This is a genomic window from Pseudomonas sp. BGI-2 (assembly GCF_004310295.1).
Taxonomy (GTDB): domain Bacteria; phylum Pseudomonadota; class Gammaproteobacteria; order Pseudomonadales; family Pseudomonadaceae; genus Aquipseudomonas.
The window spans coordinates 114,476-129,375 of the sequence record NZ_SISB01000003.1 but is presented as its reverse complement, the minus strand read 5'-3'; the positions used below and the strand labels follow the sequence as shown (position 1 = coordinate 129,375).

Below are 14,900 nucleotides of genomic sequence, written 5' to 3'. Positions count from 1 at the left end.
GCAGAGCCCGCACGGTAAACGTCACCATGTCGATACTGCAGGCCATCAGAACGTTCCTCTTCTATCTGTTGCTGGGCACCAGCTCTTTGCTTTGGTGCAGCCTGAGCTTTTTTATCGCGCCGTTTCTGCCATTCAAGGCACGCTATCGCTTCATCAACGTGTACTGGTGTCGCTGCGCCTTGTGGCTGAGCAAAGTGTTCCTGGGCATCCGCTACGAAGTGAAGGGCGCCGAGAACGTGCCTGAGCAGCCTTGCGTGATTCAGTCGAACCACCAGAGCACCTGGGAGACATTCTTCCTCTCTGCTTACTTCGAGCCGTTGAGCCAGGTGCTCAAGCGCTCATTGCTGTTTGTCCCGTTCTTCGGCTGGGCCATGGCCATGCTACGACCGATCGCCATCGACCGCGGCAATCCAAAAGCTGCGCTCAAGCATGTGGCGAAGAAGGGCGATGAACTGCTGAAGGATGGCGTCTGGGTGCTGATCTTCCCTGAAGGGACGCGAGTTCCTTATGGCACCATCGGCAAGTTCTCACGCGGTGGCACCGCGTTGGCGGTCAACGCCGCACTTCCAGTGCTGCCGATTGCGCACAATGCCGGCAAGTTCTGGCCGAAAACCGGTTGGGCGAAGAAACAGGGCGTCATCACCGTGATCATCGGAGAGCCGATGTACGCCGTGGGAAGTGGGCCGCGCGCCATTGCCGATCTGAATGACCGCGTGCAGAGCTGGAACGAGCAGATGCAACAGGAAATGGGCTCGATTCCGCCCGCTCCGCAAACGCCGACTGCCAGTGATCAGATAGCTGTCTGAGATTCTGTGGATAACCTGTGTACCGTTTTGCTGAAAACTAACGATTTTTGATTTTATCTTTATGATTTATATACATATTTCTTAAACACATAAAACTTGGAAAATGGTGCATAAGTTTTTTTCGGGCGCAAAAAAACCGGCTGATATAGCCGGTTTTTTTATGCCCGTGATTGCTGTTTCATAAGTTAAACAACAGCACGGTTTAACTGCTTCCAGAGCTATTACACGGACAATAAAAAAGGCCAACGCTGAGCGTTGGCCTTTTTCATTTGGGCAGGTTTTCTGGATCAGAAGTCTAGGTTGGATACCGCCAGGGCGTTGCTTTCGATGAAGTCACGGCGAGGTTCGACCGCATCACCCATCAGGGTGTTGAAGATCTGGTCTGCGCCAATGGCGTCTTCGATGGTCACTTTGAGCATCCGGCGCTGGCTTGGGTCCATGGTGGTTTCCCACAGCTGATCCGGGTTCATTTCGCCCAGACCTTTGTATCGCTGGATGGTGTGACGCTTGGTGCTTTCAGCCATCAGCCATTCAAGGGCTTCCTTGAACTCGGTCACCGGCTTTTTGCGCTCGCCACGCTGGATGTACGCGCCGTCGTCCAGCAAGGTGCTTAGTTGAGCGCCCAGGGATACAACGGTTTTGTAATCGTTGCTGCCGAAGAAGTCGCGGTTGAAGGTGACGTAGTTCGACAGGCCGTGGGAGATCAGTTCGACCTCTGGCAGCCAGACGTTACGTTCACGGTCTTCACGCAGGCTGGCTTTGTAGACCAGGCCGGACTTCTCGACGGTGCGCAGGCGAACTTCGTACTGGGCCATCCAGGCCTGCATCGCTGCGTGATCGGACAATTGCTCCAGGCTGACGGCTGGCAGGTAGATGAAGTGCTCGGTCAGTTCCTGTGGGTACAGACGCGACAGACGCTTGAGGGTCTTCATCACCAGACGGAAGTCGTTCACCAGACGCTCGAGCGCTTCACCGGAGATACCCGGGGCTTCTTCGTTCAGGTGCAGGCTCGCGTCTTCCAGGGCCGATTGCGTCATGTACTCTTCCATGGCGTCGTCGTCTTTGATGTATTGCTCTTGCTTGCCTTTCTTGACCTTGTACAGCGGCGGCTGAGCGATGTAGATGTAACCGCGCTCGATCAGCTCCGGCAACTGACGGAAGAAGAAGGTCAGCAGCAGGGTACGGATGTGCGAACCGTCGACGTCAGCATCGGTCATGATGATGATGTTGTGATAACGCAGCTTGTCGATGTTGTACTCGTCGCGGCCGATGCCGCAGCCCAGCGCGGTGATCAAGGTGCCCACTTCCTGGGAAGAGATCATCTTGTCGAAGCGCGCCTTCTCGACGTTCAGGATCTTGCCCTTGAGCGGCAGGATGGCCTGGGTGCGGCGGTTACGTCCCTGCTTGGCGGAGCCGCCAGCAGAGTCACCTTCCACGAGGTACAGTTCGGACAGGGCAGGGTCTTTTTCCTGGCAGTCAGCCAGTTTGCCCGGCAGGCCGGCGATATCCAGCGCGCCTTTGCGACGGGTCATCTCACGCGCTTTACGCGCCGCTTCACGAGCGCGGGCCGCGTCAATCATCTTGCCGACGACCAGTTTGGCTTCGTTCGGGTTTTCCAACAGGAAGTCGGAGAAATACTTGCCCATTTCCTGTTCGACCGCGGTCTTCACTTCGGAAGAAACCAGCTTGTCTTTGGTCTGGGAGCTGAACTTCGGATCCGGCACTTTTACCGAAATAATCGCGGTCAGGCCTTCACGGGCATCGTCACCGGTGGTGGCGACTTTATGCTTCTTCGCCAGACCTTCAGCTTCAATGTAGGTGTTCAGGTTACGCGTCAGTGCGGAACGGAAACCCACCAGGTGAGTACCGCCATCGCGCTGCGGAATGTTGTTGGTGAAGCACAACAGGTTCTCGTTGAAACTGTCGTTCCACTGCAGGGCGATTTCCACGCCGATGCCGTCTTCGCGCTGGATGTTGAAGTGGAACACCTGGTTGACCGGAGTCTTGTTGGTGTTCAGGTATTCAACGAACGCACGCAGGCCACCTTCGTACTTGAACAGCTCTTCCTTGCCGCTGCGTTCATCCTTGAGGACGATACCGACACCAGAGTTGAGGAAGGACAGTTCACGAATACGCTTGGCCAGGATGTCCCAGCTGAAGTGGATGTTCTTGAAGGTCAGATCGGATGGTTTGAAGTGGATCTGAGTGCCGGTGGTTTCGCTCTCGCCGACGATTTTCATCGGTTCTTTCGGAACACCGTGAATGTAGGTCTGTTCCCAGATCTTGCCGCTGCGGCGCACCGTGAGAACAAGCTCTTCGGACAGGGCGTTCACCACCGACACACCTACACCGTGCAGGCCGCCGGATACTTTGTAGGAGTTGTCGTCGAACTTACCGCCGGCGTGCAGCACGGTCATGATGACCTCGGCTGCCGAAACGCCTTCTTCTTTGTGCACGTCTACCGGGATGCCACGACCGTTGTCGCGAACGGTGATGGACTCATCCGGGTGGATAATGATGCTGATGTCGTCGCAGTGGCCAGCGAGTGCTTCATCGATGGAGTTGTCGACTACCTCGAAGACCATGTGGTGCAGACCGCTACCATCGTCGGTGTCACCAATGTACATACCGGGACGTTTGCGTACGGCATCCAGGCCTTTCAGCACCTTAATGCTCGTTGAGTCGTAGGTATTCGTATTTTCTTCGCTCAATGCCTTCACTCCCGATGGTCGTGGGTCTGGGTGATACGGCCCTGTTCCACGTGGAACAGAGCGACTGGCGTTTCCGTCTGCCAGCCTTCCCTCAATAATTCGTGATCTACACAGGTGATAAACACCTGGCAGCGTAAGTCTTCCAACAAGCGGCAAAGCGCGCGACGGTGGTGCTCGTCCAGTTCGGACGGCAGGTCATCCACCAGATAAATACACTGGCCGCGTCGGGCCTGGCTCACCAAGTGCCCTTGGGCAATCCGCAATGCACAGACCACCAACTTTTGCTGACCACGGGACAAGATGTCCGCGGCATTATGTGCGCCCAATCTAAGACGCAAATCAGCACGTTGTGGTCCGGCCTGGGTATGACCCATTTGCTGATCCCGCTGAAGGGACCCGGCGAGCACTGCACTCAGTTCGCGGTCTTTGTCCCAACCTCGGTAATAGCTGAGCGTTAAGCCCTCGAGCTCAACCAGTTCGCTCAAGGTCTGTTCAAAGACTGGTTTCAAGGCTTTGATGTAAGCGCGGCGGTATTCATCTATTTCAGCGCTGGCCTGGCACAGTTCCCTGTCCCAAACCGCTTGCGAAACGGCGTCAAGTGTACCATGCCGCAGCCAAGAGTTTCTCTGGCGCAGGGCCTTCTGCAAGCGCTGCCACGTGGACATGAATCGCGGTTCCACGTGGAACACGCCCCAGTCGAGAAACTGCCGACGAATCTTCGGTGCGCCCTCCAGCAAGCGGAAGCTATCCGGGTTAATCAACTGAAGCGGCAGGATCTCTGCCAGTTGCGCGGCGCTGCGGGCGTTCTGGCCGTCGATGCGGATCTGGAACTCACCCTGCCGGTCGCGAGATATCCCCAAAGCACTGTGGCCACCCTCGGCCAACTCAACCTGCCCAAACACCGTGCATGCCAATTGCTCGTACTGAATGACGGGCAACAGACGGGTGCTACGAAACGAACGGGCAAGCCCCAGCAGGTGAATGGCTTCCAGAACACTGGTTTTGCCGCTGCCGTTGGCGCCGTAAAGAATATTGATTCGGGGGGAGGGGGAGATGGTCACCGGGTGCAGATTGCGCACCGCGGTGACCGAGACGCGACTTAAGGACATCTAGCTTCTGCTGAGCATGATTACAAACGCATCGGCATAACAACGTAGGCCGAGTCATCGTTGTCGGACTCTTGCACCAGCGCGCTGCTGTTGGAGTCGGACAGGATCAGGCGAACCTGCTCGGTGGTCATCACACCCAGCACGTCGAGCAGATAACTCACGTTGAAGCCGATTTCCAGATTGCCGCCGTTGTATTCAACGCCCACTTCTTCTTCCGCTTCCTCCTGCTCCGGGTTGTTCGCCTGAATTTTCAACTGGCCGTTAGCCAGTTGCAGACGGATGCCGCGGTACTTCTCGTTGGACAGAATCGCGGTGCGGCTGAAGGCTTCACGCAGGGCCTGACGATCGCCAAGTACCAGTTTGTCGCCGCCTTTTGGCAGAACGCGCTCGTAATCAGGGAATTTGCCGTCGACCAGCTTCGAAGTGAAGGTGAACTCGCCGGTAGTGGCACGGATGTGGTGTTGACCCAGCACGATGCTGACGATGCCGTCCGGCTCGGTCAGCAGGCGCGCTAGCTCAAGGATACCCTTGCGCGGCACGATGACCTGGTGGCGATCCGGCTGACCGATGTCGGCCTGCATCGAGCACATGGCCAGACGGTGACCGTCGGTGGCCACGGCGCGGATGATCCCAGCCGAGACTTCCAGCAGCATGCCGTTCAGGTAGTAACGCACGTCCTGCTGGGCCATGGCGAAGCTGGTGCGTTCGATCAGACGACGCAGTTTGCTCTGCTCCAGGCTGCAAGTCAGCGAGCCTGGGCCTTCTTCAACTGTCGGGAAATCGTTGGCCGGCAGAGTCGACAGGGTGAAGCGGCTACGACCGGCCTTCACCACGAGCTTTTGCTCGTCGACCTTGATGTCGATCAGCGCGTCATTCGGCAAGCTCTTGCAGATGTCCATCAGCTTGCGCGCAGGCACGGTGATGGAACCCGGATCCGCAGGCTCTTCAAGTTGCACACGACCGACCAGCTCGACTTCCAGGTCGGTACCGGTCAGCGACAGTTGCTGGCCTTCGACAACCAGCAGCACGTTGGAGAGCACCGGCAAGGTCTGTCGGCGCTCGACGACGCCTGCGACCAGTTGCAGGGGTTTCAACAGGGCTTCGCGTTGAATGGTGAAATGCATGGTCTCGTCCCTTGCCTTAATAAGCTGCGCTGGTGTTCATCAAGTGGTCAGTGTACGCAGCAGGTTCTTGTAGTCCTCGCGGATGTCCGCGTCGGATTCCTTGAGTTCGTTGATCTTGCGGCAGGCGTGCAAAACAGTCGTGTGGTCTCGGCCGCCAAACACGTCACCGATTTCCGGCAGGCTGTGGTTAGTCAACTCTTTGGACAACGCCATTGCAACCTGACGCGGACGAGCTACCGAGCGTGAACGACGCTTGGACAGCAGATCGGAGATCTTGATCTTGTAGTACTCGGCGACCGTGCGCTGAATGTTATCCACAGAGACCAGTTTGTCTTGCAGCGCCAACAGGTCTTTCAGGGATTCGCGAATCAGCTCGATGGTGATGTCGCGGCCCATGAAGTGAGAGTGGGCGATGACGCGTTTGAGCGCGCCTTCCAGCTCACGGACGTTGGAGCGAATGCGCTGGGCAATAAAGAACGCCGCATCGTGTGGCAGATCGACTTTGGCCTGGTCGGCCTTTTTCATCAAGATGGCGACGCGGGTTTCCAACTCCGGCGGCTCGACGGCGACCGTCAGGCCCCAACCGAAACGGGATTTGAGCCGCTCTTCAAGGCCTTCGATTTCTTTCGGGTAGCGGTCACTGGTGAGAATGACCTGCTGGCCACCTTCAAGCAGGGCGTTGAAGGTATGGAAAAACTCTTCCTGGGAACGTTCCTTGCGGGCGAAGAACTGAATGTCATCGATCAGCAATGCATCCACCGAACGGTAGAAGCGCTTGAACTCGTTGATCGCGTTCAGTTGCAGCGCCTTGACCATATCGGCCACGAAGCGCTCGGAATGCAGGTACACGACCTTGGCATTCGGGTTCTTCTTTAATAGATGGTTACCCACCGCGTGCATCAAGTGGGTTTTACCCAAGCCAACGCCACCATAAAGGAAGAGCGGGTTGTAACCGTGCTTGGGGTTGTCCGCCACTTGCCAGGCCGCAGCCCGTGCCAGTTGGTTGGACTTGCCCTCGACGAAGTTTTCAAAGGTGAAGGTGCGGTTCAGGTAGCTGGTGTGCTTGAGCGCACCTTCGACCTGCACCGTGCGCTGTTCGGCGCGAATCGGGGCCTGTTGCGAACTGGCACCGGCCATCGGGTCGAAGCTGTCACGAGAAGGCTCTTCATTAACCTCGGCAATTTTTTGCGTCGAACGCTTGGCCGGGGCGGATACCGAGGATGGCGCCGGAGCGCTGGCTGGTGCTTGAGCGGCCTGAGCCTGTGAGGCAGCGGCGGCCAACGGTGCATTCGGCGCCGCACGGGGTGCCGAACTGCGTTTGCTGCCTATTAATAAGGAGAGCGCAGGCGCCATGCCATTGCCATGCTCATCCAGCAGCTCAAGGACGCGGCCCAGGTACTTTTCGTTGACCCAGTCGAGAACAAAACGATTCGGTGCGTAGACACGCAACTCGTCGCCTTCGGCTTCGACCTGTAGTGGACGGATCCAAGTGTTGAATTGTTGGGCAGGCAGCTCATCGCGCAAAAGCTCCACGCACTGCTGCCAAAGTTCCACTGACACGGATATCCCCTAAGTTGAAAGCCGGTGAGGCAAAAACAAGCAGCCATTGTAGCGGCCAGACGTCCACTTATCCACATGCAGGTTGCGCACAGGGCATGAATTATCAACGCGTTAACCGCAAAAAAGACGACCAATGGTCTGTGCATAAGCTCTGTGGATAACCCCTCATGAGGGCACTGGACAAGTGGGGGTGAAACTCGGTGGATAACCTGCCTGTGGATAACTAGCCATTCCACACACAGCTTATCCGACAGCGCAGCACAGGCTGACCACTGTTTTCCACCGTAGTTGTCATTCTCTGTACAGCACGAGATAGAAGGGCTAAAGGTAGTTATCCACAGATGATCGCGTCCCTAGCTTTTATAAGCATTACAGAAAAGCTTTAAATAACTTCCTTCTTTATTTCTATATCTAGCGAAGGACCTGCGGACAGGAAAACGCTTGGAGATCTATTTATAAGGAAACGCTGGTTGGAAATTGACCTAGAGGCTTGCTTTCTCTAGAATCCCCGGTCTCTTAAAACGGGGGCCATTCCGGCCCGTTGTGGACGAACCAGGTAACACGACAATGAAACGTACTTTCCAACCAAGCACTATCAAACGCGCTCGTACCCACGGTTTCCGTGCTCGCATGGCTACCAAGAACGGTCGTGCCGTCCTGTCGCGTCGTCGCGCCAAAGGTCGTGCGCGTCTGGCAGTTTGATAATCCGGCACTGGAGGTGAGTCAGGACTTCAGTCGGGAAAAGCGTCTGCTTACTCCCCGGCATTTCAAGGCAGTCTTTGACTCCCCTACCGGCAAGGTTCCGGGGAAAAATCTCCTGCTCCTTGCGCGCAATAACGATCTTGATCACCCCCGTCTCGGGCTGGTTATCGGGAAAAAGAGCGTAAAGCTCTCCGTCGAGCGCAATCGCCTCAAACGTCTGATGCGCGAATCGTTCCGTCTGCACCAGGATTCACTGGTCGGCTGGGACATTGTTATCGTCGCGCGCAAAGGTTTGGGGGACGTAGAAAACCCCGAATTGATTCAGCATTTCGGCAAACTCTGGAAGCGTCTGGCACGCAGCACGCCAGTACCAGCAGTCAAAACCGAAACTGTAGGGGTAGACAGTCCCGATGCGTAAACTGGCACTCGTTCCGATCCAGTTTTATCGCTATGCCATTAGTCCTCTGATGGCCAGTCACTGTCGCTTCTACCCCAGTTGTTCCTGCTACGCGTATGAGGCCATAGAAAATCATGGCCTTCTGCGCGGTGGCTGGCTGGCCTTTCGTCGTTTAGGTCGCTGTCATCCGTGGAATCCCGGTGGTTATGACCCGGTTCCATCTATCCCTACCTCCCGTTCTTCTTCGATGGCCGAGTAATCATGGATATCAAACGCACGATCCTGATCGTCGCCCTGGCAATCGTGTCCTACGTTATGGTTCTTAAATGGAACCAGGACTATGGCCAGGCTGCCCTGCCGACTCAGAATGTTGCTTCCAGTACTACCGCACCGGGTCTACCGGATACGGCGACTGGCAATAATGCTTCTGTCAGTGACGACATTCCACGCGCCGCAAGCGAAACCAGTGCCGTTGCACCTGCTGATGCCCCAGTGGCTGCAAGCAAAGACCTCATCCAGATCAAAACGGATGTGCTCAACCTGGCTGTCGATCCACAAGGTGGCGATGTTGCCCAGTTGACGCTGCCACTGTATCCACGTCGCCAGGACCATCCGGACATTCCATTCCAGCTGTTCGATAACGGCAACGAACGGACTTATCTGGCCCAGAGCGGTTTGATCGGCACCAACGGTCCGGACGCAAGTCCTGCCGGTCGTCCGGTTTACTCCTCGGAGAAGAAGGTTTACCAACTGGCTGACGGTCAGGACCAATTGGTCGTAGACCTGAAGTTCAGCAAGGACGGCGTCAACTACATCAAGCGTTTCACCGTGAAACGTGGCCTGTATGACGTAACCGTTTCCTACCTGATCGATAACCAGAGCGCTCAGCCCTGGTCCGGTGCAATGTTTGCGCAGTTGAAGCGTGACGCCAGCTCCGATCCTTCTTCCAGCACTGCCACCGGCACCGCGACTTATTTGGGCGCCGCCCTGTGGACAAGTAACGAGCCGTACAAGAAAGTGTCGATGAGCGACATGGACAAGGCCCAGCTGAAAGAAACCGTAACCGGTGGTTGGGTTGCCTGGTTGCAGCACTACTTCGTGACCGCATGGATTCCGGCCAAGGGCGAAAATAACGTCGTCCAGACCCGTAAAGACAGCAAAGGCAACTACATCATCGGCTACACCGCCCCGGCGATGACTGTCGCGCCAGGTGCAAAAGCCGAGACCAGCGCCGTTCTATACGCCGGTCCGAAAAGCCAGGCTGTGTTGAAAGAGTTGTCCCCAGGTCTGGAACTGACCGTCGACTATGGCATTTTGTGGTTCATTGCCCAGCCAATTTTCTGGTTGCTGCAACATATCCACGCGCTGATCGGCAACTGGGGCTGGTCAATCATCTTCCTGACCATGCTGATCAAAGGGATCTTCTTCCCGCTGTCGGCAGCCAGCTACAAATCCATGGCTCGTATGCGTGCAGTGGCACCGAAACTGGCCGCGCTGAAAGAGCAACACGGCGACGATCGGCAGAAAATGTCGCAAGCCATGATGGAGCTGTACAAGAAAGAGAAAATCAATCCGCTGGGTGGTTGCTTGCCAATCCTCGTGCAGATGCCGGTTTTCCTTTCGCTGTACTGGGTTCTGCTGGAAAGCGTTGAAATGCGCCAAGCGCCGTTCATGCTGTGGATTACTGACCTGTCGATCAAGGATCCGTTTTTCATTCTGCCGATCATCATGGGTGCAACCATGTTCATCCAGCAGCAGTTGAACCCGACTCCTCCGGATCCGATGCAGGCCAAGGTGATGAAGTTGATGCCAATCATCTTCACCTTCTTCTTCCTGTGGTTCCCGGCTGGTCTGGTGCTGTACTGGGTTGTGAACAACGTTTTGTCGATCGCCCAACAGTGGTACATCACTCGTAAAGTCGAAGCGGCTACCAAAGCAGCTGCCTGATTTACACTGTGAATAACCACTCAGAACGCCCCCTAGTGGGGCGTTTTGCTATCTGTCACTTTTGTCTGGATACCGGTTTATGAGCGTTCCTCGTGAAACCATCGCAGCTGTCGCCACCGCTCAAGGTCGCGGCGGTGTGGGCATCGTCCGTATTTCCGGGCCATTGGCGAGCATTGCCGCCAAGGCGATCAGCGGTCGAGAATTGAAACCCAGATTTGCCCACTACGGCCCGTTTCTCAATGAAAACGAAGAGGTGCTGGACGAAGGCATCGCGCTGTATTTCCCGGGACCGAACTCCTTCACCGGCGAAGACGTGCTTGAACTGCAGGGTCACGGCGGGCCAATCGTTTTGGACATGCTGCTCAAACGTTGCCTGGAACTGGGCTGCCGTCTGGCACGGCCAGGTGAATTCAGTGAGCGTGCTTTCCTCAATGACAAGCTCGATCTGGCCCAGGCGGAGGCCATCGCCGACTTGATCGAGGCAAGTTCTGCACAGGCTGCTCGAAACGCGCTGCGTTCGTTGCAGGGCGCCTTCTCCCAGCGTGTGCATAACCTCACCGAGCAGTTGATTGGCCTGCGCATCTACGTCGAGGCAGCCATCGATTTCCCGGAAGAAGAAATCGACTTCCTGGCCGACGGCCACGTACTGGCGATGCTCGACAAAGTTCGCGATGAATTATCCACAGTGCTTCGTGAAGCCGGGCAAGGTGCCTTGCTGCGCGATGGGATGACCGTGGTCATTGCCGGCCGGCCGAATGCCGGCAAGTCCAGCCTGCTGAATGCCTTGGCCGGTCGGGAAGCCGCGATCGTGACTGAGATTGCCGGCACCACCCGAGACATTCTTCGCGAACATATCCACATCGATGGCATGCCGTTGCACGTGGTCGACACTGCCGGTCTGCGGGATACCGATGACCAGGTGGAAAAAATCGGAGTCGAGCGGGCGTTGAAAGCCATCGGCGAGGCAGATCGCGTTCTGTTGGTTGTCGATGCGACCGCTCCTGAGGCACTTGATCCGTTCGCGTTATGGCCGGAATTCCTCGAAATCCGCCCGGATCCGGCCAAAGTCACGCTGATTCGTAACAAGGCAGACCTGACCGGTGAAGCCATTGCCCTGGAGGTCAGTGATGATGGCCACGTCACCATCAGCCTGAGTGCCAAGTCTGCAGGCGATGGCCTGGAATTGCTGCGCGATCACCTCAAGGCTTGCATGGGCTACGAGCAGACCTCGGAAAGCAGCTTCAGTGCACGCAGGCGTCACCTTGAGGCGTTGCGTCATGCCAGCGCATCCCTTGAGCATGGCCGTGCACAGCTGACATTGGCGGGGGCTGGTGAGTTGTTGGCCGAAGATTTACGTCAGGCTCAGCACTCTTTGGGTGAAATCACCGGTGCATTCAGCTCCGATGACCTGTTGGGACGCATCTTTTCCAGCTTCTGTATTGGTAAATAGTCCTTCCGTTGTCCACAGACAGGCCATTCGCGCCTGTCTGTTCCCTCCCTTCTCTTAAATCTTTCTCCAGTGCCGAGCAGATTCTTTCTGCTTGAGCGGATTTTCCGTGTGCGGAATTTGCTAGATCAGCGCTTTTCTGTGGATTAAGCCCTGTGAGTAACTGCCACTAAGGGCAGTTGATAACAGGGCCTGAAAACTGAAGATAACCACCACTGTGGATAACCACCACTTTAATCCACAGGCTTAAACCGGTTATCCAAGGGACTCCTTGGCACATGACCACAGGGTTTTGAATCTCTGTACACATTGAATATAAAGGTCCGTAGAGATCTATCCACAGAAATGTTCCTCAGTAGAAATAAACATAAAAACAAAGATTTAATAAATTTCTCTCTTTTTAATTTCTATAACCTCGACTTCTCCACAGCTGGTTAAATTTTGTGCAAAGGGTTCTTTAGGAAGGGCGAAGTCCCTATACTTGCCGACCAGGTATAGAAACCTGAGCTCAAACTATTCCTGATTACCTAACTGAAGCAGGCACGAGGTGCGTGGTGGATTTCCCTTCCCGTTTTGAAGTGATCGTCATCGGCGGCGGTCATGCCGGTACCGAGGCAGCACTGGCCTCAGCACGTATGGGTGCAAAAACCCTGTTGCTGACGCATAACGTGGAAACCCTCGGGGCCATGAGTTGCAACCCTGCCATTGGCGGGATCGGCAAAAGCCACCTGGTCAAGGAAATCGATGCCCTTGGCGGCGCGATGGCCATGGCCACCGACAAAGGTGGTATTCAATTTCGCGTGTTGAACAGCCGCAAAGGCCCGGCCGTACGAGCGACTCGCGCTCAGGCAGACCGGGTTCTGTACAAGGCCGCTGTCCGCGAAGCATTGGAAAACCAGCCGAACCTGTGGATATTTCAACAAGCCGCTGATGACCTGATCGTCGAGCAGGAACAAGTGCGCGGTGTTGTCACCCAAATGGGCCTGCGTTTCCTCGCCGATTCCGTGGTGTTGACGACTGGCACCTTCCTCGGTGGACTTATCCACATCGGGATGCAGAATTATTCCGGCGGCCGCGCCGGCGATCCGCCATCGATCGCCCTGGCTCACCGTTTGCGTGAACTGCCGCTGCGCGTTGGTCGTTTGAAAACCGGTACACCACCGCGTATCGACGGTCGTACTGTGGATTTCTCGGTCATGACCGAGCAGGCCGGCGATACACCGATCCCGGTGATGTCGTTCATGGGTTCCAAAGAGCAGCACCCGAAACAGGTCAGCTGCTGGATTACCCACACCAACACCCGCACCCACGAAATCATTGCCGCCAACCTTGATCGTTCGCCGATGTATTCCGATGCAGGGTTGATCGAAGGCATCGGCCCGCGTTATTGCCCGTCGATCGAAGACAAGATCCACCGCTTTGCCGACAAGGAAAGCCACCAGGTCTTCATCGAACCGGAAGGCTTGACCACTCACGAGCTGTACCCGAACGGGATATCCACATCCTTGCCGTTCGACGTGCAATTGCAGATCGTGCAATCGATCCGTGGCATGGAAAACGCCCACATTGTTCGTCCGGGCTACGCCATCGAGTACGACTACTTCGACCCGCGTGACCTGAAGTACAGCCTCGAAACCAAAGTCATCGGCGGTCTGTTTTTCGCCGGGCAAATCAACGGCACCACCGGTTACGAAGAAGCCGGCGCCCAGGGTTTGCTGGCCGGTGCCAACGCTGCACTGCGTGCGCAGGGCAAAGACGCCTGGTGTCCGCGTCGCGATGAGGCGTACATCGGTGTGTTGGTCGACGACTTGATTACCCTCGGTACTCAAGAGCCGTACCGAATGTTCACATCCCGCGCCGAGTACCGCCTGATCCTGCGTGAAGACAACGCCGACCTGCGCCTGACCGAAAAAGGTCGCGAGCTGGGTCTGGTGGATGACGCGCGTTGGGCGGCGTTCTGCACCAAACGTGAAAGCATCACCCTGGAAGAACAACGCCTGAAAAGTACCTGGGTCCGCCCGGGCACCGAGCAGGGCGATGCGATTTCCGAGAAGTTCGGCACGCCGCTGACCCATGAATACAATTTGCTCAATCTGCTGAGCCGTCCGGAAATCGACTACGCGGGTCTGATCGCCGTGACCGGTGGCGGCGCTGAAGATCCACAAGTCGCCGAGCAGGTCGAAATCAAGACCAAATACGCGGGTTATATCGATCGTCAACAGGATGAAATCGCCCGTCTGCGGGCCAGCGAAGACACAAAACTGCCTGTGGATATCGATTACACGAATATTTCCGGTCTCTCCAAAGAGATCCAGGGCAAGCTCGGTGCGACCCGTCCAGAGACTCTGGGCCAGGCGTCGCGTATCCCGGGCGTGACGCCGGCAGCGATTTCGCTGTTGATGATTCATTTGAAAAAACGCGGCGCGGGCCGTCAGTTGGAGCAAAGCGCTTGAGTTCGTTGGTCACCTCGCAACACGCAGAAGAGTTATCCACAGGTGCTCGCCAGCTCGGTGTCACACTGACAGAAACCCAGCACGCGCAGCTGCTGGGTTACCTGGCCCTGTTGATCAAATGGAACAAGGCTTACAACCTAACCGCAGTGCGCGATCCGGATGAAATGGTTTCCCGTCACTTGCTCGATAGTTTGAGCGTGATGTCGTTCGTCGAAAACGGTCGCTGGCTGGACGTTGGCAGCGGCGGTGGCATGCCGGGAATTCCGTTGGCCATTCTGTTTCCAGAGTCGCAAGTGACCTGTCTGGACAGCAACGGCAAGAAAACCCGCTTCCTGACCCAGGTCAAACTCGAACTCAAACTGGATAATCTTCAAGTTATCCACAGTCGCGTCGAAGCCTTCCAGCCTGCGCAGCCTTTCAACGGGATTATTTCCCGGGCGTTCAGCAGCATGGAGAACTTCAGCAACTGGACTCGCCACCTTGGCGACACCGATACACGTTGGCTGGCAATGAAGGGCGTTCATCCCGCCGATGAGCTGGTAGCATTGCCGGCAGACTTCCACCTCGATAGCGAACACGCCCTGGCCGTACCCGGTTGCCAAGGCCAACGCCATCTGCTGATACTGCGCCGCACGGCATGATTG

At 56.2% G+C, this 14,900-nt stretch carries 12 protein-coding genes; 8 read left to right on the top strand and 4 right to left on the bottom strand.

Features of this window, described 5'->3' with window-relative positions; genetic code table 11:
* The first annotated feature begins 26 nt into the window (after positions 1-26).
* Complete coding sequence (locus EYC95_RS03050) at positions 27-806, top strand: 1-acyl-sn-glycerol-3-phosphate acyltransferase (protein WP_131059043.1); 780 nt, start codon at positions 27-29, stop codon at positions 804-806.
* Positions 807-1,093: 287 nt separating this feature from the next.
* Here the strand turns inward: EYC95_RS03050 and gyrB are convergent, their stop codons facing one another.
* Genes gyrB through dnaA form a run of 4 tightly spaced genes read right to left on the bottom strand, consistent with a single transcriptional unit; the run spans position 1,094 to position 7,310 of the window.
* Positions 1,094-3,517 (bottom strand): DNA topoisomerase (ATP-hydrolyzing) subunit B, encoded by a 2,424-nt coding sequence (gyrB, locus tag EYC95_RS03045; protein WP_131059042.1) that lies wholly within the window; start codon positions 3,515-3,517, stop codon positions 1,094-1,096.
* A gap of 5 nt (positions 3,518-3,522) precedes the next feature.
* On the bottom strand, positions 3,523-4,626 hold the full coding sequence (recF, locus tag EYC95_RS03040; protein ID WP_131059041.1) for a DNA replication/repair protein RecF: 1,104 nt from the start codon (positions 4,624-4,626) through the stop codon (positions 3,523-3,525).
* 20 nt (positions 4,627-4,646) lie between these two features.
* Positions 4,647-5,750 (bottom strand): DNA polymerase III subunit beta, encoded by a 1,104-nt coding sequence (gene dnaN, locus EYC95_RS03035; RefSeq protein ID WP_017341709.1) that lies wholly within the window; start codon positions 5,748-5,750, stop codon positions 4,647-4,649.
* Positions 5,751-5,789: 39 nt separating this feature from the next.
* A complete protein-coding gene (dnaA, locus tag EYC95_RS03030; RefSeq protein WP_131059040.1) occupies positions 5,790-7,310 on the bottom strand; it encodes a chromosomal replication initiator protein DnaA in 1,521 nt (506 codons plus the stop codon).
* Between the two features lie 567 nt (positions 7,311-7,877).
* Between dnaA and rpmH the strand changes: the two genes are divergently transcribed.
* The 7 genes from rpmH to rsmG all read left to right on the top strand — a co-directional run bounded on the left by rpmH (position 7,878) and on the right by rsmG (position 14,897).
* Complete coding sequence (gene rpmH / locus EYC95_RS03025; RefSeq protein WP_003213577.1) at positions 7,878-8,012, top strand: 50S ribosomal protein L34; 135 nt, start codon at positions 7,878-7,880, stop codon at positions 8,010-8,012.
* Between the two features lie 16 nt (positions 8,013-8,028).
* Complete coding sequence (gene rnpA / locus EYC95_RS03020; RefSeq protein ID WP_027926203.1) at positions 8,029-8,430, top strand: ribonuclease P protein component; 402 nt, start codon at positions 8,029-8,031, stop codon at positions 8,428-8,430.
* A complete protein-coding gene (gene yidD / locus EYC95_RS03015) occupies positions 8,423-8,668 on the top strand; it encodes a membrane protein insertion efficiency factor YidD (protein ID WP_074872215.1) in 246 nt (81 codons plus the stop codon). Before rnpA ends, yidD begins: the two co-directional genes overlap by 8 nt.
* 2 nt (positions 8,669-8,670) lie before the next feature.
* Positions 8,671-10,356, top strand: coding sequence for a membrane protein insertase YidC (gene yidC / locus EYC95_RS03010; protein WP_131059039.1), 1,686 nt, complete (start codon positions 8,671-8,673; stop codon positions 10,354-10,356).
* A gap of 79 nt (positions 10,357-10,435) precedes the next feature.
* Positions 10,436-11,806, top strand: a complete 1,371-nt coding sequence (gene mnmE, locus EYC95_RS03005) for a tRNA uridine-5-carboxymethylaminomethyl(34) synthesis GTPase MnmE (protein WP_131059038.1) — start codon at positions 10,436-10,438, stop codon at positions 11,804-11,806.
* Between the two features lie 551 nt (positions 11,807-12,357).
* Positions 12,358-14,256, top strand: a complete 1,899-nt coding sequence (gene mnmG / locus EYC95_RS02995) for a tRNA uridine-5-carboxymethylaminomethyl(34) synthesis enzyme MnmG (protein WP_131059037.1) — start codon at positions 12,358-12,360, stop codon at positions 14,254-14,256.
* A complete protein-coding gene (gene rsmG, locus EYC95_RS02990) occupies positions 14,253-14,897 on the top strand; it encodes a 16S rRNA (guanine(527)-N(7))-methyltransferase RsmG (RefSeq protein ID WP_131059036.1) in 645 nt (214 codons plus the stop codon). The genes mnmG and rsmG overlap by 4 nt, the downstream gene beginning before the upstream one ends.
* The last annotated feature ends 3 nt before the right edge of the window (positions 14,898-14,900 follow it).